Source organism: Pedobacter frigiditerrae, assembly GCF_032678705.1.
Taxonomy (GTDB): Bacteria; Bacteroidota; Bacteroidia; order Sphingobacteriales; family Sphingobacteriaceae; genus Pedobacter; species Pedobacter frigiditerrae_A.
In genome coordinates, this window is the sequence record NZ_JAVTSS010000001.1 from 1,045,775 (window position 1) to 1,064,951 (window position 19,177).

Below are 19,177 nucleotides of genomic sequence, written 5' to 3' on the forward strand. Positions count from 1 at the left end.
ATTCTGCCATTTTTGCTCTCTAAGGCGGAGTTTCTTGTCTGTGATGCACTCTAAATCCTAAACGTATTTGTAACTTATTCGCCATAATTTAAAATGGCTACTTACTGTATTCTCACTTATGATAACTTTACTTATCAAAACAAAATAAATTATGATACAATCAAAAGGATATGCAGCACAAACTCCAGAGACTGATTTAGCAGCTTGGAACTTTGAGCGTAGAGAAGTTGGCGCATACGATGTTCAGCTTGAAATATTATTCTGTGGTGTTTGCCATAGCGATTTACATCAAATTAAAAACGATTGGTTTCCAGGAATATTCCCTATGGTACCAGGTCACGAAATTGTGGGCAAGGTAATTAAGGTAGGCGATCATGTGAAAAACTTTAAATTAGGTGATTTAGCAGGAGTGGGATGTTTAGTTGATTCTTGCCAGGTATGCGAAAACTGTAAAGATGGCCTTGAGCAATATTGTTTAGATGGAAATACACAAACCTATAATAACAAAGGTAGAGATGGCGTGCCTACTTATGGTGGTTACTCGAACAATATTGTAGTGCGTGAAGAGTTTGTATTACACATTTCGGATAAATTACCTTTAGCGGCAACGGCGCCATTGTTATGCGCAGGTATTACTACTTATTCTCCTTTAAAACATTGGAAAGTAGGAAAAGGACACAAATTAGCTGTTTTAGGTCTAGGCGGTTTAGGACACATGGCTGTTAAATTTGGTGTGGCTTTTGGCGCTGAAGTAACCGTATTGAGTACGTCTCCATCTAAAGAACAAGCAGCTATAGAATTGGGTGCACATCACTTTGTGGTAACTTCAGATGCAGCACAAGTAAAAGCCGTAACTGGTAGTTTTGATTTTATATTAGATACAGTATCTGCAGATCATGACATGAATATGTACCTTTCGTTGTTGCGTACCAATGGTGTTCATATTGTGGTAGGTGTTCCAGCTCCTTATGCTATCCATCCATTTTCTTTAATCGGTGGTCGTAAAAGCTTGGCTGGTTCTGGTATTGGAGGTTTACCCGAAACTCAAGAGATGTTAAATTTTTGCGCAGAACACAACATTGTTTCAGATATCGAATTGATAGACATCAAAGACATAACCGCTGCTTATGAAAGAATGGTTAAAGGCGATGTAAGGTATCGATTTGTAATTGACATGGCTACTTTGTAACAGTATTGACGTCATCTCGACAGAGCGCAGCGACGAGAGATCTATTACTAATAAACAAAGAGATTTCTCCTAAAGTCGAAATGACGTAGATTAAAAAAAAGAGATACCCAATTGGTATCTCTTTTTTTATGAGTACCTAATCGCTTAACTACCTGTAACAAAAATAAATTATGCTACTCCAAACATTTTAATAACATAAATGTTAAACCTAAAAAACAGAAACCATGGGATTATTAAGAACAGCAATAATTGGAGCGGCCATTTATGGCGCCTATAAATACATCACTAAACCTGATGAAGTAACTGGTAAGTCTATTGTAGACGATCTGAAAGACAAAGCACCAGAGTGGATGGAAAAAGCAAAAGCTTACAAAGAAGATTTACAGGCTAAATACATGAATGATGATTTAGCGAGATAAACTAGCTTAAAAAGATAAAAAGAGGTTGTGAAAGCAGCCTCTTTTTTGTGCTATAAATTCAAGGAGTAATCTAGGGAACAGGGCAACGTAGTCTGCAAACGAAGAATTTCTGTGAAAGATGCGTCATTGCCAGCTCGACTGGCAATCGTAATGCGATGGTAGGATAGATTACTAAATGTATTGAGTTCCCTTCGACCAGTGTCTCACCGATAGAAACGCCATCTCATCACATTCTCAACAAAGACTTAACCTCGCTTTTGCGTTGTTTAGCAATTGGAATCTTTTGATCGGTATAATCCAAAATCAAATAACCAGCATCTTCATTTAAAATACTGGTAACATGTGTTTTGTTCACCAAATGAGATTGGTGGCAACGTACAAAACCATAAGGACTTAACAACTCATCATATTCATAGAGTGGCCTCGAAATTAAGTGTGATGAGCCGTTAGTCAAGAAAAATGTGGTATAATTATTAGAAGATTCGCACCTCACAATCTCTTTAACAGGCACTAGATAAGTTTCCTTTTGCGTTGGTAAAGCTATTTTCTGACTATCATTATTGTGCTTTTTATCCAATAATTCAAGTAAGTTATCAAGTCGAGCATTTTGCTTTTTAACTTGAACTGATTGTTCAACTCTTTCTATCGTTTTTTTCAGTTCTGTGATATTAATAGGTTTTAATAGGTAATCCAATGCAGAAAACTTGATGGCCATGATCCCATAATTGTCGTATGCAGTTACAAAAACCACATCAAAATTAGGTTCTTTTATTGATTTTAATAAATCAAATCCATTTTTATCAGGCATTTCTATATCTAAAAATACCACATCAGGTTTTAATTCCATAATTTGAATTTTAGCCTCATCAGCATTTGTGGTGGTAGCGATAACATTAATTTTTGGGCAATGCCGATTAAGCAAAGCCTTTAGGTTGCTGTTATTGATCAATTCATCATCTACCAGTACTGCTGTAATCATATCCAATTTTCGAATGTTAAAATGGCTTCCGTACCTTCAACTTTGTTAAAAGTTAATACAATAGATTGTTCTTTTTTCATTTTATTAATGGTTTGTATCCGCTCTGCAGTTAAAGAAAGACCATAACCGTTATGTTCTTTTTCCACCCATGTGCCATTATCTCTGATTACAATAATAAAAGTATCCTTTTTTGCGCCTTCCTTGCACTTAATTATCAATTTTCCTTGATCTCCCAAATTCCCAATCCCGTGTTTAATGGCATTTTCTATCAATGGTTGCAATAACAAAGTTGGAATTTCAATTTCCGATAAGTTTAACTCCTCATCAATTTCTATTTCCCATGAGAAATTAAACCTAAATGCTTCTAGTTTGATGTATAAACGCATCATTTCTAATTCCTTATCGAGCGTGGTATAAACTTGCTGACTGGTAGCCAGAGTTTGTCGCAATAAAGAGCTAAATTCTTCTAGGTACTGGTTGGCTTCATCAATGCGATTGGTGTTCATTAAACCTTGTATTGAGCTCAAGGCATTAAAGGTAAAATGTGGATTAAGTAAAGATTGTAATCGAATTGCTGCTTGTTCTAACTTGCGTTGTTCTTTCTTAGAAATGTTGATCCTTTTCTTGAAGGTTTTAATGATCAACAAAATACCAAGAGCTGCTAAAACAACCAAGATACTCACGTAAGTAATGATAGATTGATACCAGTAGGGTTTTACACGTATATGAACTACAATTGTACTTTCACGCTGATCAACGTAATTAACTCGAAGCTCGTAATAAGTGTTGGCTTCAAAGCTTAAATCTTTGATCCTGTATTTGCTAGTTCCTTGCTGTGTTTTTCCAGTTTTTAAGTTACGTAAAACATACTCTACATGCATAAACTTAAACCCATTGTCTTGTGTTAGTTCTAGTCTTATTTTTTCTCCAGGAGGCAACTTGAATGCGCCTTCTTTGCCATCTTGATTTGTAGTATAGATATGATGGTTTTCCTGATTATAAAATTCAATTCGCGGAATTAAATGAGGCCGTTGTAGGATGTACCTTTTTATTAAATCGTTTGAATTGACATCGAGCAAATCAATATAAAAATCATTACCAGGAGAAAGGTAAATTGCAGCATCAAATGGATTGTCAACTGTTTTTTCAACCGATTTATTTTTGAAATATGTGCGAAAGATTATCCCCTCTGTTATTCTAAGTGCCTTATTAACCCGGATGTCTACATAGCCGCCTGTTGCTAAAACTTTAACAGTTTTACCTTGAGGGATGATTTTGATTTGATTACCTTCTATTCCTGCGGGATTAAAACTAAGATAATCATTTACTTCCTGAGCCTGAACATTCGGCTTTGCAATAAGGAGCAATAAAATTAATGTAATATACCGACCGACTTTTGCTGAAAAAAGTGTTGAATATGAAATCATAATAATTGCTAATATAATGGATTATAGTTTTAACAATGACAATCATCGTATAAAGTCATTGAATCCTTAAGTTTTATTAAAATCAAAAATACAGCGGTGCAAAGTCATAAAATAGCATAACTGTGAGGATGGGAGCTATGGATGTGAATTTGGAGGTATAATTTTTTTGGTAAACCAATAGCTTTTTAAATTGTTAACTATAACCTAATGATGATTATGAAGAATGTTAATTGTTTAGTGATCTGTCTATTATTGCTTGCCTGCGGACAGGAGAAAAAAACTGATACAAAAACTATAAAAGATACTCCACATCAAGCAGTTGAAATAGGGAATAGACAAAGGTCTGAAATTATACAACCTAATTCTGTAGCTGCTATCAAACAGGTTTATGCAGCTACCAGTAATCTGCTAAATGCTGGTCAACTTGATTCGGTATCCTATAATTACAATTGTCAACAGGAGCGAGGAGGAAAAATTTCTTACTTCTCAAAAAATGGTAAATTAATGTTGATTAAACACAATTATAATGAGTACAGCCATTTTGAGGCGACGGACCTATATTTTGTAAATGATGGTCAACTATATTTTGCACACTTGAATAAGTTAATATGGAGTTTTGTTAGTGGAGCAGGCGATGGTGTTACAAACGACGATATTACAGAATCACGGGTGTATGTAGTAAATAATCAGTCTATACTTTGTTTGGAGAAGAAGTATACCAGCAGAAAAAATGTAAAAGATAATCCAATACCTAATGATGTGCCAAATAAAGTTGTAAACTGTAAACCAATAAAGGGTTTATTGAAGGATTTTAATGCGTTATTGGCTTTTAAAAATAAGGGGAATAAAGGTTGTTTGGAGAAATAGATGATTTTAAAATCTACTGTCATTCCGAGCTAGGAACGAGGAGAAATCTGCAAGTTAATGACTACTTCCAAATTCTATAAATCCTTATTAATACTACAAGTAATCTTCTTCAACATATAAGAAAGAAAAAATGCAAAGCTCACATAACCCACGAAAATGATAAAGCCGGGTTGCAAAGAGGTATAATTGACAGTTGCAGTTTTAAGAAACTCATCATTCATGTTCAGTCCAGATAACTGACTTTTAAGAATTCCGTTTAAGCCGATATAAGTCATCAATATACCCACCACCATGACATCGGCCATGTCCCATTTACCAGATTCGAAAGCCAAGTACCTAGTAATCCCATTTTCTGCAATTATTGGTTTACAAAGCATGTGGATTCCCCTGGCTGTGATGCGCAGGATAGGCAAGATGATTACGAAAAGTATAATGATGACACCAACAGCAATTGCATCAGGTTTAGGTTGCTGCATCAGTACTTCTCCAATCCCTAAAATACTTTTGCTTTGGAAAAACAACACCTGATTTTCGAATGCTACTTTATCGCCCATCATTAGAAATTCAAGGGAGCTCAATCTGGCATCTACTTCAATAATGGAAACTGTTACACCTGTGATCAATAATGCCAATGCAAAAAGTAAGGACATAACAAATAGAGTGCTGTGTAGATGGGTCTTTTTTCTCAAGATAATCCAAGCGATAAAGGCCGTTGCCATAAAGCCTAACATTGCATAAGCATAATTGTAAGTTACCTCTCGGATGTTGCTTAATCTAGTTTCTATCTGTTTATTAAAAGTACGTTGGCTATTCACATAGTACTTACTGTACAGCTGTTTGCTAACTTGATAAGTCGCTACTTTGGTACTGTCATAAGTTTCATCAACTAATTTTTCGAACTTATCAGTTGCAATATTCTTCAGTTTATTAGTCGCTCGTGGACTGGTAATTTTGTTGATAATGATATTAGCGAAAGAGGGAACCTGATCGTGAATTTCTTTAGGATCAACAAATTGTTTGAAGGCAAACTTCTTCAATTTATTACCAATGCCTTTTTGTGGTTTTGTAATTTCCTTCGTTACCTTGCTAATCATGGCGTGGAGTTGCGTTTCTACCTCAATACGCATCTCTTTTTTCTGTTCCTTGGTAATTTTAAAACCTTTGATCTCCTTGGTTACGATATGTGATATCTTATCTCGCCAAAGATCCACTGAAAATACCCCAAAGGTGATGCTGTTTACTGTAGCGTAATCCTCCGCAATTTGCTCTTGCTCATTAGATAAGGTGTAAAGTTTGTAACCGCAATAGCATTCTCCAACTAGAAAAATACCAAGACCTAAAATCAAAAGGATATTAGCGAGGATGCTTTTTTTAGTTTTCTGTGGTTGCTGATTATGTTTTTCTACAGTCAATTTAAGCGTTGATTTATAAAGGTTAAAATTCTAGTTTTTTGTGTTGATGATTTAAGAGGCATCGTTGGGTGTAATGAATTTGAGAATCGTTGATAATATTAAGCCAAACAATACAAATGCAATGAATATGATATAGCCAGGTTGTAAAGCTGTATTATGGGTAGATATTAAGGTGAGGGAATCAATAGGAACTTTAAGGCGTTGCAATTGACTTTCCAACAAACCGTTTAATCCAATGTAAGCCATTAGTATGCCTATAACAATCACGTCGGCCATGCTCCATTTGCCTGATTGGAATGCAAAATATTTGATGACTTTGTTTTCTGCCCAGCTTTTTCTCCCAAGCAGATGTATACCTGTCGAACTGAGCTTCATGATGGGAAATAGAATACTAAACACAAGAATTAGCACACCAACCAGAATAGAATCTATAGCTGTTCCATTCACAAGGATAATCACTACATCTAAAATGCTCTTGCTTTGGAAAAACAAAACTTGGTCTTGGAAGGTAACGTGCTGACCAAGCAATACAAAATCTAAAGCATTGATACGAGCATCTACTTCAATCATTGATGCGGTTAGGCCAACACCCAATAGAATAAACGCAAAAAGCAATGACATGATAAATAGGGTAGCATGTAATGCTTTTTGTTTTCTGAAGATCCACCATAAAGTGAGCGCCACTACTATACAAATCAGCATGGCTGAACAATAGGTATAAGTAGCTGTTTCGATGTGTTTGAGTTCTGCTTTGATTTTTTGGTTCAGCTGCTCATTAGAATCGACTTTGTATTTTTTGTAAACCTTGCTGATGGCTACGGCATTAGCAGTTAAAATACTGTCAATTACATCACTCTGTTCAAACTTGTCGAGCTCCTTGAGTGCCATTTTACTCAATTGTTTTTTGTTATTAGGATTGTCGATTTTCTTCATCATTGTTCTGGCCATGCCCGGAACCTGCTTCTTGATGGTATCGACATTTACAAAATTCTTAACCGCAAACTTGACTAATTTACCCCTAAGAGATTTTTTTTCTGGCTTGGTTACCAATGCTTCTGCCTTATTGATGAGTGCGATAATAACGCCTTCAATTTCCTTTTGAAGCGCCCTTTTCTCTTCAGCAGTGATGTTTAAGTCTCTAACTTGATGTTTGATGATATGCTCTACCTTATCGTGCCATTGGTCGACAGAAAAAAGACCTAGGTTGATGTTATTCATATCTGCAAAGTCCTTCTTTAAATGTTCTTGGCGTTCTGAAAGTTCATGTAGCTGAATACCAAAGTATCCTTCGCCAATCAGTAACAATGAAAGACCTATAATCAAAAAGATTTTGATTATGCTAGATTTTTTAACGGGGATTGATTGAGTGTTTTTAGACAAGTTTGTAGGTTATTGCCTAGTAACAAAAGATGGGAGAGATTGTTTTGGGAAGGGGCTTGGGGTTGGGATGAAAACTGTATTGTGGAGGTGATCTGGGTGGAACTATAAAACAAATGGTACTTAAAAGGGCAATTTATTTAGTTTTTAAAAGTAATAAATACTTAATTTAGGGAAAAATAGGGTATGTGTAAAGGTAAAATAAAAGAAATACTAAAAACTAAATGGGCAGACGTTGAATATTTTAATGAAGGTGGTAATAGTTATGTTTTAAAAGCAACAGACAACACAAAACCAATTGCGATTAAGGTTTTCCGAAGATTTAGTTCACCAGAACGCTATCCCAGGTTTATTGCTGAGATTAATACTATGGCTGCTTTGCGAGATATCGAAGGAATTGTTGAGGTTATTGATTTTAATCAACAACCCCCAAAGAAGATTAAACAATGTAATGAAATTAATGAATTAGCAGATCTAGCTTATTACGTGATGAATCTTTATCAGGCTAATCTATCTGAAAAAATCACATCATTTGCCGACGATGATGGAACTAATGCGGTGAAAGTTATGTTAGGCATATCAAAAGCAATTAAAAGACTACATGATAAGCATTATGCTCATCGTGATTTGAAACCAGAAAACATCCTTATTGATGACAATGAGAATATTTTCATTTCTGATTTTGGATTAAGTATTGATTTAAATGACATACCTGAAAAAGATCAACGACTAAGTGGTATGCTGGAACTGATTGGCTCTGTCAGTTATCGGGCACCCGAATTACTTCGTGGACGCCTTGATGATTCTGATCATCGCCCATCAGACATCTTTGCTCTTGGAAGGATTCTCTGGACTTTAATTTATGGTAAAGAGCCTCATTTATTAACAGATTTGGAATTTACAAAAATGACTATTGTAAATAGCGGTAGGAAGGTCAGAAATCCTTATTCGTTAGATTATGTGATTGCTGACGCAACTAAATTCGATCCTAATCTGCGATCCACAATTGATGCATTCATCACCGGTCTGGAATTTTGGCTTAAAACTAAACAAAAGCTAACACATGAAAATTTTATTGAAGTGATGTTAAACGACATCGATAATCAGTCAAAAGGTAATAAAATAAAAATGGAAAGGCTAATTAGAGAAGAGTATGACCAAATTTTAGCTGCATTTCATAGAGTATCGGAAGAATTAACTGAAGAATGGGGAACCATATCCACTAAACATTATGAAAGTTTTGGTTTTGGAAATGCCGTTGATAGAGCTCAAGCAGATCACTTCCTAGATTTTTGCACGCCTGAAATGCTTGGTATCTCTCACCCGTTAACAGTAAATTGTGATGGTTTTTTTATTAGATTAAATTTAGAGAATATAAATAAGTATCCGCAGTTAATTTTAGCCATTTATTTTGAATTAAACCTAAGCGGGTTTGACAAACAAAAATACTGTATTATACCTGCGTATATTCCAGTGGGTTCATTAACTCCCATTTTGCATGGGGATGTTGTGATTAAAGAGTTTAATTTTAATCAGCCTAATTTAAAGCAGGATGTACTAATGGATTTTGAGAAGGGATTTAAAGCTCTTGACGATATTCTAAAATCGGTTAAATAAGTTAAGTCTCACTATATTCATAAATTTTTAGTTCAGTTTAATTACAAGCATCTGAGGAAGTCCCTTGCTGTTCGAGATGTTCTGAAAGGCATCTCGTACTTCTTATCCCAGGGATTTTTAATCCAGTTTACTAACTATTAGGCAATTTGGTACAGGGCCTATAAATGTATTATACCACCGCATTGACCTTGTCCAAAGCCTCAATCATGGTATGCAGTATTGTCTCTTAATTATTTTTAGGTTGTTTAACTAATAGATTCCTCGGAACTCGGAATGACAAACCATGTTAAAACAAAAAAGTCTTTCAATCTGAAAGGCTTTCTTTGATCCCGCTGGGATTATAAGATATCCTGCTGTTCGAGATGTTCTGAAAGGCATCTCGTACTTCTTATCCCAGGGATTTGTAATCCCGTTTACTAACCATTTGGCAATTTGGCGCTGGGATTATAAAGGTATTATACCTCCGGATTGACCTTGTCAACTGAATTTAGCTTTAGGTAGTTTAACTAATAGATTCCTCCGAAGTCGGAATGACAAACTATGTTAAAACAAAAAAGCCTCACATTTCTGTAAGGCCTTCTGTGATCCCGCTGGGATTCGAACCCAGGACCACTACATTAAAAGTGTAATGCTCTACCAGCTGAGCTACGGAATCAATTTAAGGTATTCGTTTAACCGTTTCCTTTAAAGTGGTGCAAATATAGCTTTATGGAATTTTTAATGCAAGGTTTTTTTTTGGCAATGTCGTAGTCTACTGATTTATAAGGGGATTAATTGTAATTAGGGTTGAGTTGGTTAGGGGTTAGGGTGTATTGGGTTATTAGTTTAGTTGTTGAGACCTTGAGCAGCGTTAGAAAAATGCATCGTTTCAAGTAACAATAGGTGTTTAGACTTAAAAAATTTGTAAAATTGTTTACGACTAAAGCTAATTCACCATCCTATTATGTACTCCAAGTTCATCATTCCCTTTTTATTTTTTTGTACGGCCACCTGTTTTGCACAAGATGCACCTTATTTAAATGCAAAATTGCCTTTAGAAACTCGGGTCCAGGATTTGCTAAAAAGAATGACTTTAGAAGAGAAAGCTTTACAAATGGATAATCGTACACCAGCAATAGATCGCTTAAAAATACCCGCTTACGATTGGTGGAATGAAGCTTTGCATGGCGTAGCAAGAGCTGGCTTAGCTACTTCATTTCCTCAGCCTATTGGTCTTGCAGCTACTTTTAACACCAACGGGATGTTTACAATGGGGACAATGGTGAGCGATGAGGCACGAGCAAAACACCATCAATTTGTTAGGGAAGGAAATAGGAAAGAGTATACTGGATTAACATTCTATTCGCCCAATATTAATATTTTTAGAGATCCGCGTTGGGGCAGAGGTCATGAGACTTTTGGCGAAGACCCTTATCTAACCGGAAAACTAGGCGTAGCTTTTGTGAAAAGCATGCAGGGCGATGACCCAAGATATTTTAAAACCATTACTACTGCTAAACATTTTGCCGTGCACAGCGGACCAGAACCAAGTAGACACGAGTTTGATGCCAGACCGAGCAAAAGAGATTTATGGGAAACCTATTTGCCGGCTTTTAAAATGCTGACACAAGAAGGACACGTTTATTCGTTCATGTGTGCTTACAATCGCCTGTATGGCAAACCTTGCTGTAGCGATGCTTTTTTACTGAATGACATTTTACGTAATAAATGGAATTTCAAAGGTTTTGTGGCGACAGATTGCGGAGCAGTATATGATTTTTACATGTTCCATAAAACCGCAAAGGATAGCGTAGAAGCAGTAGCTCAGGCTATAAAGGCAGGTGCCGATAATCAATGTTATGGTTATACAAAAGCGGTTATTCCTGCCATAAAACAAGGTTTATTAAAAGTAAGCGAATTAGATACGGCAGTGGCCCGTTTATTAAGGGCAAAGTTTAAACTAGGGGTTTTTGATGCAGATGAAGCTAATCCTTATTCAAAAATCCCTTATAGCGTAGTTAATAATGAGACACATCAAGCACAAGCTTTGCAAATGGCAAGGGAGTCTATCGTGTTGCTAAAAAATGCTGGAAATGTGTTGCCCTTAAAACGTGACCTTAAAAGTATGGCTGTAATTGGTCCGAATGCGAATGATGCAGCCGTTTTATTAGGGAATTATAATGGAGAGCCCAAACATATTGTTACGCCCTTAGAAGGCATCCAAAAAGCTTTTTCATCCACCAATGTGTTATATGCCAAAGGTTGCAATGTGATAGACACTCCTAACTACAATCATCAGAAAGAATTTGAAGAAGCTTTGGCTGTGGCGGCAAAAGCAGAGGTGATTGTATTTGTAGGCGGAATTTCGCCGAGATTAGAAGGAGAGGATTTGAAAGTAAAAGTCCCTGGGTTTTTAGGTGGGGATAAAACAGATTTAAACTTACCGAATGTACAATTGTTGCTTTTAAAAGAATTGAAAAAACTGGGCAAGCCTATTGTACTGGTTTTGTTAAACGGAAGTGCCTTGTCCATTAACTGGGAGCAAGAAAACCTAAATGCTATTGTAGAAACTTGGTATGGGGGAGAAAAAGGCGGTGCAGCATTGGCTGATGTGCTGATTGGCAAATATAATCCAGCTGGGAGATTACCTGTCACTTTTTATAAATCGATTACTGATATTCCTGCTTTTGATAATTACAGTATGGAAGGAAAAACATATCGTTACGTAACCAAACCTGTGCTTTATCCTTTTGGTTATGGCTTGAGTTATACAAATTTCAATTATAGCGGATTGAAGTTGTCGTCTACCCAGCTCAAAAATAAAACACCTCTACTTATTAACTTAACTTTAAAAAATACAGGGCTTTATGATGGTGATGAAGTAGTACAACTTTATATTAAACAAGCAGGTGCTGATATGCCAATTAAAGAGTTGAAGGGTTTTAAACGCGTTCATTTAAAGAAAGGCACACAACAACAATTAACCTTCGAATTGAAGGCTTCCGACATTCAACATTATGATGCGAAGCTAGATGATTTGAAGACCAAGATAGGAAAGGTTCAAGTAATGATTGGTCCGTCATCTGCAGATGCCAAGTTGGTTGGGGTTTTTGAGATTAGGTAGCTTTTCGCCATCTCTAGTCATCTCAACGATAGGATAGACTTGTAAGGGTGTTAACTAATAGATCTCTCTTCCGCTATGCTCACTTGAGGTGAAGGGATTATTGCCTCCAATTGAAATGACTTCTTTTACTTACCCCTTCTAGCGAAAGAGCAAGGTCATTAAGTTAAGAAAGTTGCGTCATTGCGAGGAACGAAGCAATCTCATTCGATTAATTAACTATTAAATAACGCTTTAAGATTGCTTCGTTCCTCGCAGTGACGTATGATTAGTCAAATCATAAAGCTAACTTAATGACATTGGGCGCTAGCTGGAGCGGGCTCTCGCAATGACGAATCTTCTAGTCTATTCCTTAATAGGTTTGCAGTTTAAGCGATCACGTGTTTGTAACAGAACCGCTGTTCCCTAAACCCGACATTAGTGGAAATCCTTTTTTGTTCTTGTATTTCATTGCGAACAACAAAAAAGATTGCAACGTTGGCGGGACTGCATAAACCACTGGCACTGCCGCTCATTTTCTAACCAATTTCTTAAACCTAATTTTTTATTAATAAGTTAAAGGTTTCCTCACTCTCGAAGAAGTAGGGATGGATGCGCTGCGTCGAAATGACGAGTTTAATTTAGAAGTCACGTCATCTCGACGATATATCCTAATTTCTATGGAAGAAATACGATAAGGTGTAAACTAACAGATTTCTCCTCGCTCCCGAAGAAGTCGGGACAGGTGCGCTGTGTCGAAATGACGCCACCGAAGGCATCCAACTGTAATAACTTCTTTACGCCGAAAGCAGGACGGCACAGGTTGCCCCAAACATTATAATAAAGTAGTTTAGGTAGATTAAAACCATTTATAAACCTATACATATATTTTGCTCTTATTCAAAGAGATAAGATAATGTAGCTTATCTTGTTATTTATGTTTATTTCTGCTCCATCTATTAAAATTTCTTGCTTTAGTGCACTTTGTATCTGCGGACTGCTATTTCCTGCATCTACCACATTTGCACAATACGTTGAGCATAAAGGTAATGATGTAACTACACCATTGCATCTACTTAAACCTGCCTATGTTACACCTTATGGTCAGACAAAACCAGCAGATATTAAAGTTTCTTTAGATCGAGTTTTTAAATACCTTGACCAAACTACTCCAGCACAATTGGTTGATAAAACTACTAATGAAGTAATTTCAGATTTGAAAAAGGCCAATTCAAATTCGATATTTAAACCTGGTGATTATCGCTTAACCAGTTACGAGTGGGGTGTTACCTATACAGGGATGCTAGAAGTTGCTGCTGCAACAGGCGATAAAAAATATCTTGATTATACCATTAAACGCATCAATTTCTTGGCTGATGTGGTGAACGCTTATCAGAGTTACTTAAAAACAAACGCAGGAGCGTTAACACCAGTACGTTCAGTTTTAGATCCTCACGCTTTAGATGATGCAGGTTCAATTGCCGCATCGATGATTAAGGCGCAAAGAACAGGAGAGATTAAAGCTAACCTTCGCCCAATTATAGATAACTACTTAAACTATATCATGACCAAAGAGTTTCGTTTAAAAGACGGGACATTGGCAAGAAACAGGCCTCAACCTAATACCCTTTGGTTGGATGATTTGTACATGAGTTTACCTGCTGTGGTACAAATGGGTGTTTTAACTGGCGATACAAAGTATTTTGACGAGGCAGTTAAACAATATCAACTGTTTGCAGACCGAATGTTTAATGCCGAAAAAGGATTATACATGCATGGATGGGTACAGGATATGGATCCACATCCGCAGTTTCATTGGGCAAGGGCAAATGGTTGGGGTTTAATGACTAAGATTGAACTACTGGATGCTTTACCAGCTAATCATCCTGGTAGACCAATTATCTTAAAGATGTTAAAGGCCCATGTAAAAGGATTAGCTACTTTACAAGATGGAACAGGTTTTTGGCACCAGCTTTTAGATCGCAATGATTCTTATTTAGAAACTTCCGCCACTGCGATATATACTTATTGCATAGCTAGGGCAGTTAACAAAGGTTGGTTAGATGCCAAAGCATACGGCCCCATGGCTTTGTTGGCGTGGAATGCAGTGAGTACCAAAATAAATGCAAACGGTCAGGTAGAAGGTACTTGCGTGGGTACAGGAATGGGTTTTGACCCTGCCTTTTATTATTACCGACCAATTAATGTTTTTGCAGCGCATAGTTATGGACCAGTATTGTTGGCAGGTGCCGAAACTTATAGAATGTTGCAACAACATCCTTTCGAGATCAATGACAGTGCTGTTCAGATGTATAAATAATCTTTTTATCAAATTCCAATTTTTAAATACCACCTTATGAATTTAAAACTAAACGCTTTCGGTTTAGGCATATGTATGTTAATCAGCTTACAAGTTTTTTCACAAACTAAACCTGTAAAACAAGTTCAATACCTTTCGGGTACAGATAATGTACACACAAAAACTTGGGACTTTTGGGCTACTGGCGGAAGAAAAAGCGGAATCTGGTCTAAAATAGAAGTACCCTCACACTGGGAACAACAAGGCTTTGGTTCGTACAATTATGGTCGCGATTATGTAACCTATGGAAAAAACTTCCGCTTTGCAGATGAAAAAGGGATATACAGACACAGTTTTAATGTTCCCTTAAGTTGGAAAGGCAAAGATATTTTTATCGTTTTTGAAGGCTCGATGACTGATACCGAATTGAAAGTTAATGGCAAATCTGCCGGAGCAACTCATAAAGGTGCATTTTATAGATTTAGGTATAACATCAGCGATAAGCTAAACTTTGGTAAGCTCAATCAACTAGAAGCTACGGTTAGTAAAATGTCATCCGATAATTCGGTTAATAATGCAGAACGCTTGGCAGATTACTGGATTTTTGGTGGCATATTTAGACCAGTTTACTTAGAGGCTTTCCCTAAAGAACACATCGAATGGACGGCTATTGATGCCAAAGCCGATGGTACTTTTAATATGAATGTCTACCTAAAAAATGTAAAAGCTGGTCGCACAATTTTGGCTGAAATTGTAGACGATAAAGGTAAAGTTGTGGCAACAGGAAAAACGACCACTACATCAGATTCCTTAGCTAATGTAAAAACAACACTAAAGAACCCTAAACTGTGGACTGCAGAAACTCCAAACCGCTATCAAGTTAATATTTCCGTACAAAATGCTGGTCAAAATATTTACCAAACTAAAGAGAAATTTGGCTTTAGAACGCTTGAGATTAGAAAAAGCGATGGCATTTATTTGAATGGAACTAAAATAAAAATGAAAGGTGTTAACCGACATGTTTGGTGGCCAGAAACTGGAAGAGCCATTAATCCAGAAATTGATTTAATGGATGTAAAACTAATGAAGGAAATGAATATGAATGCGGTGCGTTGTTCTCATTATCCACCAGATCAGAGTTTTTTAAACTTATGTGATTCGCTTGGGCTTTATGTTTTGGATGAATTGGCAGGTTGGCAAAAGGCGTACAGCACAAAGGCCGGTATCCCTTTGGTAAAAGAAATGGTGATTAGAGATGTGAATCACCCTTCTATTATCTTTTGGAGTAATGGAAATGAAGGCGGTCATAATTTTGATTTAGATGCTGAATATGGAAAATACGACTTATCGAAACGTACAGTAATCCACGCTCACCATAAACCAGGTAATGCATTTAATGGAATAGATTGTAACCATTATGAGGATTTTTACAGTTCTAAAAAAATCTTAGCAGATACCAATATTTACATGCCAACTGAGTTTTTACATGCACAGGATGATGGAGGTGGCGCAGCTTCATTGGCCGATTTTTGGGATTTGCATTGGAATGAAAAAAGAGGGGCGGGTGGTTTTATTTGGGATTTAGCTGATGAAGGCATTGTTCGCACTGATCAAAATAACATCATTGATGTAAATGGTGTTAATGCACCAGACGGATTAGTTGGTCCACACCGAGAAAAAGAAGGTAGTGCTTATGCCATTCGTGAAATTTACAGCCCCGTTAAAATAGATTTAAAAGTTTTACCAACAGACTTTAACGGTGAAGTAGCGATAGAAAACCGTTATCATTTTACCAATATCAACCAATGTAAATTCAAATGGGAGTTGATTAATTTTAAAGGTCAAGATGATAGAAACAATGGTTATATTGTTGTAAAACAAGGAACTGCTGCCGCACCATCTATTGCACCAGTGGCAAAAGGTCAGCTAAAAATAGATTTACCACAAGATTGGAAAAACCATGATGGTTTAGCTTTAGCTGCTTATGACCCTTTTGGGAATGAGGTTTATAGATGGGTTTGGAAAGTGAAATCGAATACGACTTTATTTGCCAAATCTTTAGATAGAAAACCTGCAAATGCAACAGGTGTCGTAACTACAGAAGCTGATACCACACTAACCATGAAAGCAAGCGGCATATCGGTAACCTTAAGCAAAAAATCAGGTAAATTAATCCAGCTGGCTAATGAAACCAGTGCGGCTCTATCCTTCAATAATGGGCCAATTCTCGTTTCAGGAAATGCAACTTTTACTGGTTTGAAATCATATAAAGATGGAGATAGCTATGTGGTAGAATCAAGCTATACAGGCGATATGAAATCAGTTAAATGGAAGATGAACCCTAATGGTTGGTTAGAAATGACTTACGAATATGCGCTAAATGGCGATTACAGATTTGCAGGAATCAGTTTTAACTATCCTGAAAACTTTGTATTAGGTGCAAAATGGTTGGGTAAAGGTCCGTCAAGAGTTTGGAAAAACCGTACACAAGGTGGCGTTTACAATGTTTGGGAAAACAGGAACAACAATACACATACAGGCAGTGCACCTTGGGTTTATCCAGAATTTAAAGGCTATTTTTCTGATGTGGTTTGGTTAGAGATGAATACGGTGCAAGGTAAGTTTACCATCGCTTCGCCAGATAATGATTTATATGTAAGGCTGTTCAACTTTTATGGTTTAAGTGGCGTAGCTTCTTATCCGCAATTGCCATTGGGCGATATTTCTTTCCTTGATGCTATTCCTCCAATTGGCAGTAAATTGGCTTTAAATGTAACACCAGATGCGAAGAATTTAGGTCCGTTGGGTGAGTTAAACCACATCAATACCACAAAAAAGAGAACGTTGTTGTTTTATTTTGGTTTGCCTAAATCTGATGCACCACAACAGTTTGCCATGCCTAAAGAGAATATATTAACTAATTAAAATAATTTCCCGCAGATAACGGGGATTACGCAGATAAAAAAAAGATCTGCGCAATCAGCTAAATCAGCGGGAGGAATTTAATGATGTTCTTTTCCCGCAGATAACGGGGATTACGCAGATAAAAAAAGATCTGTGTAATGAGCTAAATCAGCGGGAGAAATGGATAATTAATACAAATAAACCATGAAACATAAACCCTATTTATTGCTTGTTGCAGCTTTAGTAATGCTGATTGCTAATACTGCTAATGCTCAAATTGGTAGGCGTTTTCCTTCTGAAAGAAAGATTGTAAAAGACCCTGTTACAGGAGTTGAACTTATATTTTTAACAAGTACACTAGTTGGAGATTCGAAAATTTACCAAACACATAACCAATGGACAGCTGATGGACAATGGTTAATATTTCGCTCTGGTAGGGTTAGCCGAGAGGCAATGGCAGTAAATGAGCAAACTGGAGAACTAGTTCAAGTAACAGAAGGTGGTTATACCGGAATGCTAAATATTGCCAGAAAGTCGATGAAGTTGTATTTCATGAGAAATGTAGATACAACCAAAAGAGGCGGTGCAGTACAAATCATAGAAGTAGATTTAGCTAGGGTATTTGCTGATAGTAAAGCTGGTAAAATGAAATCGGCAAGTACCTATCAACGTATTTGCGGCACCACACCTGCGGCAATTGGCGCAGGTGGAGACATGGCATTAGATGGAGCAGAAGATTGGGCTTATTTTAGAGTGGGCAAGGATGAAGCCGCTAGACATCTTAAAGCTGGAACTAAATTAGAACCTAGTTTTGGTCCGAGGAAGATGGGGGCAGGGCCGTCTGGTATTGCCGCGATGAATATCAATACTGGAGAAATAAAACACGTTATTTCCGTGCCCTTTCAAGTTGGCCATATTCAAACTAATCCTTGGGTTGCTGGAGAGATCGTTTTTTGCTGGGAAACAGGAGGTAAGTCGCCACAACGTACTTGGACGGTTTTATCGGATGGTACTGGATTGCGACCATTATATCCTGAAGCAGAATATGAATGGGTAACACATGAAGCAATAATTTCTAAAGATGAAGTGGCAATAGCCATCATGGGACATCGAAAAATACCTGGAACGGATGGTGCTACAAGTCCTCAAACAGGTGTTGGTGGTGCTAATCCTGGTCAAGAAACTGCTTGGGGACCATCGGGAACTCGTGAAAAGCCAACAGGATTAGGTATTGTTAATCTCAGAACGAGACAAATGACCATTGTTGGTCAAACCTCTAGTGGCAGCGGACTTTGGCACGTAAGTGGTTCGCCAGATGGAAGGTGGGCAGTTGGAGATGATTTTTCGAGAAGTATTTACCTGATTGATAGAAATACACACGAGATGCGCTTATTATCGGCTGGACATAAACAAACAGCATCTGATCATCCACACCCAACAATGAATCCTGATGGCACAAAAATCCAAATCCAATCGGCAATGTTATCTGCAGATAACCGTTCTATGAATATTTGTGTAATCAATATTCCTCAAGAATGGATTAAGGCGAATTAACTTTCTAAACGACCAGTCTTTGAACCAATTGTATCTATTTGTGAACCATCAAAA

At 37.0% G+C, this 19,177-nt stretch carries 12 protein-coding genes and 1 tRNA gene; 8 read left to right on the forward strand and 5 right to left on the reverse strand.

The features are described 5' to 3' along the window. Window positions 1-151 precede the first annotated feature (151 nt). Together R2Q59_RS04090 and R2Q59_RS04095 are read left to right on the forward strand one after the other, a co-directional pair. On the forward strand, window positions 152-1,189 hold the full coding sequence (locus tag R2Q59_RS04090) for an NAD(P)-dependent alcohol dehydrogenase (protein ID WP_316783874.1): 1,038 nt from the start codon (window positions 152-154) through the stop codon (window positions 1,187-1,189). Window positions 1,190-1,413: 224 nt separating this feature from the next. Then, window positions 1,414-1,608 (forward strand): YtxH domain-containing protein, encoded by a 195-nt coding sequence (locus tag R2Q59_RS04095; protein WP_316765999.1) that lies wholly within the window; start codon window positions 1,414-1,416, stop codon window positions 1,606-1,608. A 226-nt stretch (window positions 1,609-1,834) separates the two neighbouring features. Here the strand turns inward: R2Q59_RS04095 and R2Q59_RS04100 are convergent, their stop codons facing one another. Continuing rightward, a complete protein-coding gene (locus tag R2Q59_RS04100) occupies window positions 1,835-2,587 on the reverse strand; it encodes a LytTR family DNA-binding domain-containing protein (RefSeq protein WP_316783875.1) in 753 nt (250 codons plus the stop codon). After that, entirely contained in the window at window positions 2,584-4,014 is a 1,431-nt protein-coding gene (locus R2Q59_RS04105; protein WP_316783877.1) for a sensor histidine kinase, read from the reverse strand. Before R2Q59_RS04105 ends, R2Q59_RS04100 begins: the two co-directional genes overlap by 4 nt. A gap of 216 nt (window positions 4,015-4,230) precedes the next feature. On the opposite strand from R2Q59_RS04105, the gene R2Q59_RS04110 reads away from it, so the two are divergent. Beyond that, window positions 4,231-4,881 (forward strand): hypothetical protein, encoded by a 651-nt coding sequence (locus R2Q59_RS04110; protein WP_316783878.1) that lies wholly within the window; start codon window positions 4,231-4,233, stop codon window positions 4,879-4,881. A 74-nt stretch (window positions 4,882-4,955) separates the two neighbouring features. Here R2Q59_RS04110 and R2Q59_RS04115 read toward each other — a convergent pair whose 3' ends face one another. Next, the gene (locus R2Q59_RS04115; RefSeq protein WP_316766009.1) at window positions 4,956-6,293 is read right to left on the reverse strand and encodes a paraquat-inducible protein A; all 1,338 of its coding nucleotides are present in this window, start codon (window positions 6,291-6,293) and stop codon (window positions 4,956-4,958) included. Between the two features lie 51 nt (window positions 6,294-6,344). After that, window positions 6,345-7,616, reverse strand: coding sequence for a paraquat-inducible protein A (locus R2Q59_RS04120; protein WP_316783879.1), 1,272 nt, complete (start codon window positions 7,614-7,616; stop codon window positions 6,345-6,347). A 240-nt stretch (window positions 7,617-7,856) separates the two neighbouring features. Between R2Q59_RS04120 and R2Q59_RS04125 the strand changes: the two genes are divergently transcribed. After that, the gene (locus R2Q59_RS04125) at window positions 7,857-9,287 is read left to right on the forward strand and encodes a protein kinase domain-containing protein (protein WP_316783881.1); all 1,431 of its coding nucleotides are present in this window, start codon (window positions 7,857-7,859) and stop codon (window positions 9,285-9,287) included. Between the two features lie 582 nt (window positions 9,288-9,869). On the opposite strand, the gene R2Q59_RS04130 is transcribed toward R2Q59_RS04125, so the two are convergent. Beyond that, window positions 9,870-9,942, reverse strand: a tRNA-Lys gene (locus R2Q59_RS04130). 411 nt (window positions 9,943-10,353) lie between these two features. Here R2Q59_RS04130 and R2Q59_RS04135 point away from each other — a divergent pair. From R2Q59_RS04135 to R2Q59_RS04150, 4 genes are all read left to right on the forward strand, one after another. Further along, on the forward strand, window positions 10,354-12,390 hold the full coding sequence (locus tag R2Q59_RS04135) for a glycoside hydrolase family 3 C-terminal domain-containing protein (RefSeq protein WP_316783883.1): 2,037 nt from the start codon (window positions 10,354-10,356) through the stop codon (window positions 12,388-12,390). Between the two features lie 913 nt (window positions 12,391-13,303). Continuing rightward, window positions 13,304-14,686, forward strand: coding sequence for a glycoside hydrolase family 88 protein (locus tag R2Q59_RS04140; RefSeq protein ID WP_316783885.1), 1,383 nt, complete (start codon window positions 13,304-13,306; stop codon window positions 14,684-14,686). A 36-nt stretch (window positions 14,687-14,722) separates the two neighbouring features. Continuing rightward, on the forward strand, window positions 14,723-17,590 hold the full coding sequence (locus tag R2Q59_RS04145; protein ID WP_316783886.1) for a glycoside hydrolase family 2 protein: 2,868 nt from the start codon (window positions 14,723-14,725) through the stop codon (window positions 17,588-17,590). 183 nt (window positions 17,591-17,773) lie between these two features. Beyond that, window positions 17,774-19,123, forward strand: coding sequence for a hypothetical protein (locus tag R2Q59_RS04150; RefSeq protein ID WP_316783888.1), 1,350 nt, complete (start codon window positions 17,774-17,776; stop codon window positions 19,121-19,123). Window positions 19,124-19,177 lie beyond the last annotated feature (54 nt).

Coding starts and splice junctions, on each gene's coding strand:
- R2Q59_RS04090 (WP_316783874.1), top strand. CDS start 152: ATGATACAATCAAAAGGATATGCAGCACAAACTCCAGAGACTGATTTA.
- R2Q59_RS04095 (WP_316765999.1), top strand. CDS start 1,414: ATGGGATTATTAAGAACAGCAATAATTGGAGCGGCCATTTATGGCGCC.
- R2Q59_RS04100 (WP_316783875.1), bottom strand. CDS start 2,587: ATGATTACAGCAGTACTGGTAGATGATGAATTGATCAATAACAGCAAC.
- R2Q59_RS04105 (WP_316783877.1), bottom strand. CDS start 4,014: ATGATTTCATATTCAACACTTTTTTCAGCAAAAGTCGGTCGGTATATT.
- R2Q59_RS04110 (WP_316783878.1), top strand. CDS start 4,231: ATGAAGAATGTTAATTGTTTAGTGATCTGTCTATTATTGCTTGCCTGC.
- R2Q59_RS04125 (WP_316783881.1), top strand. CDS start 7,857: ATGTGTAAAGGTAAAATAAAAGAAATACTAAAAACTAAATGGGCAGAC.
- R2Q59_RS04135 (WP_316783883.1), top strand. CDS start 10,354: ATGACTTTAGAAGAGAAAGCTTTACAAATGGATAATCGTACACCAGCA.
- R2Q59_RS04140 (WP_316783885.1), top strand. CDS start 13,304: ATGTTTATTTCTGCTCCATCTATTAAAATTTCTTGCTTTAGTGCACTT.
- R2Q59_RS04145 (WP_316783886.1), top strand. CDS start 14,723: ATGAATTTAAAACTAAACGCTTTCGGTTTAGGCATATGTATGTTAATC.
- R2Q59_RS04150 (WP_316783888.1), top strand. CDS start 17,774: ATGAAACATAAACCCTATTTATTGCTTGTTGCAGCTTTAGTAATGCTG.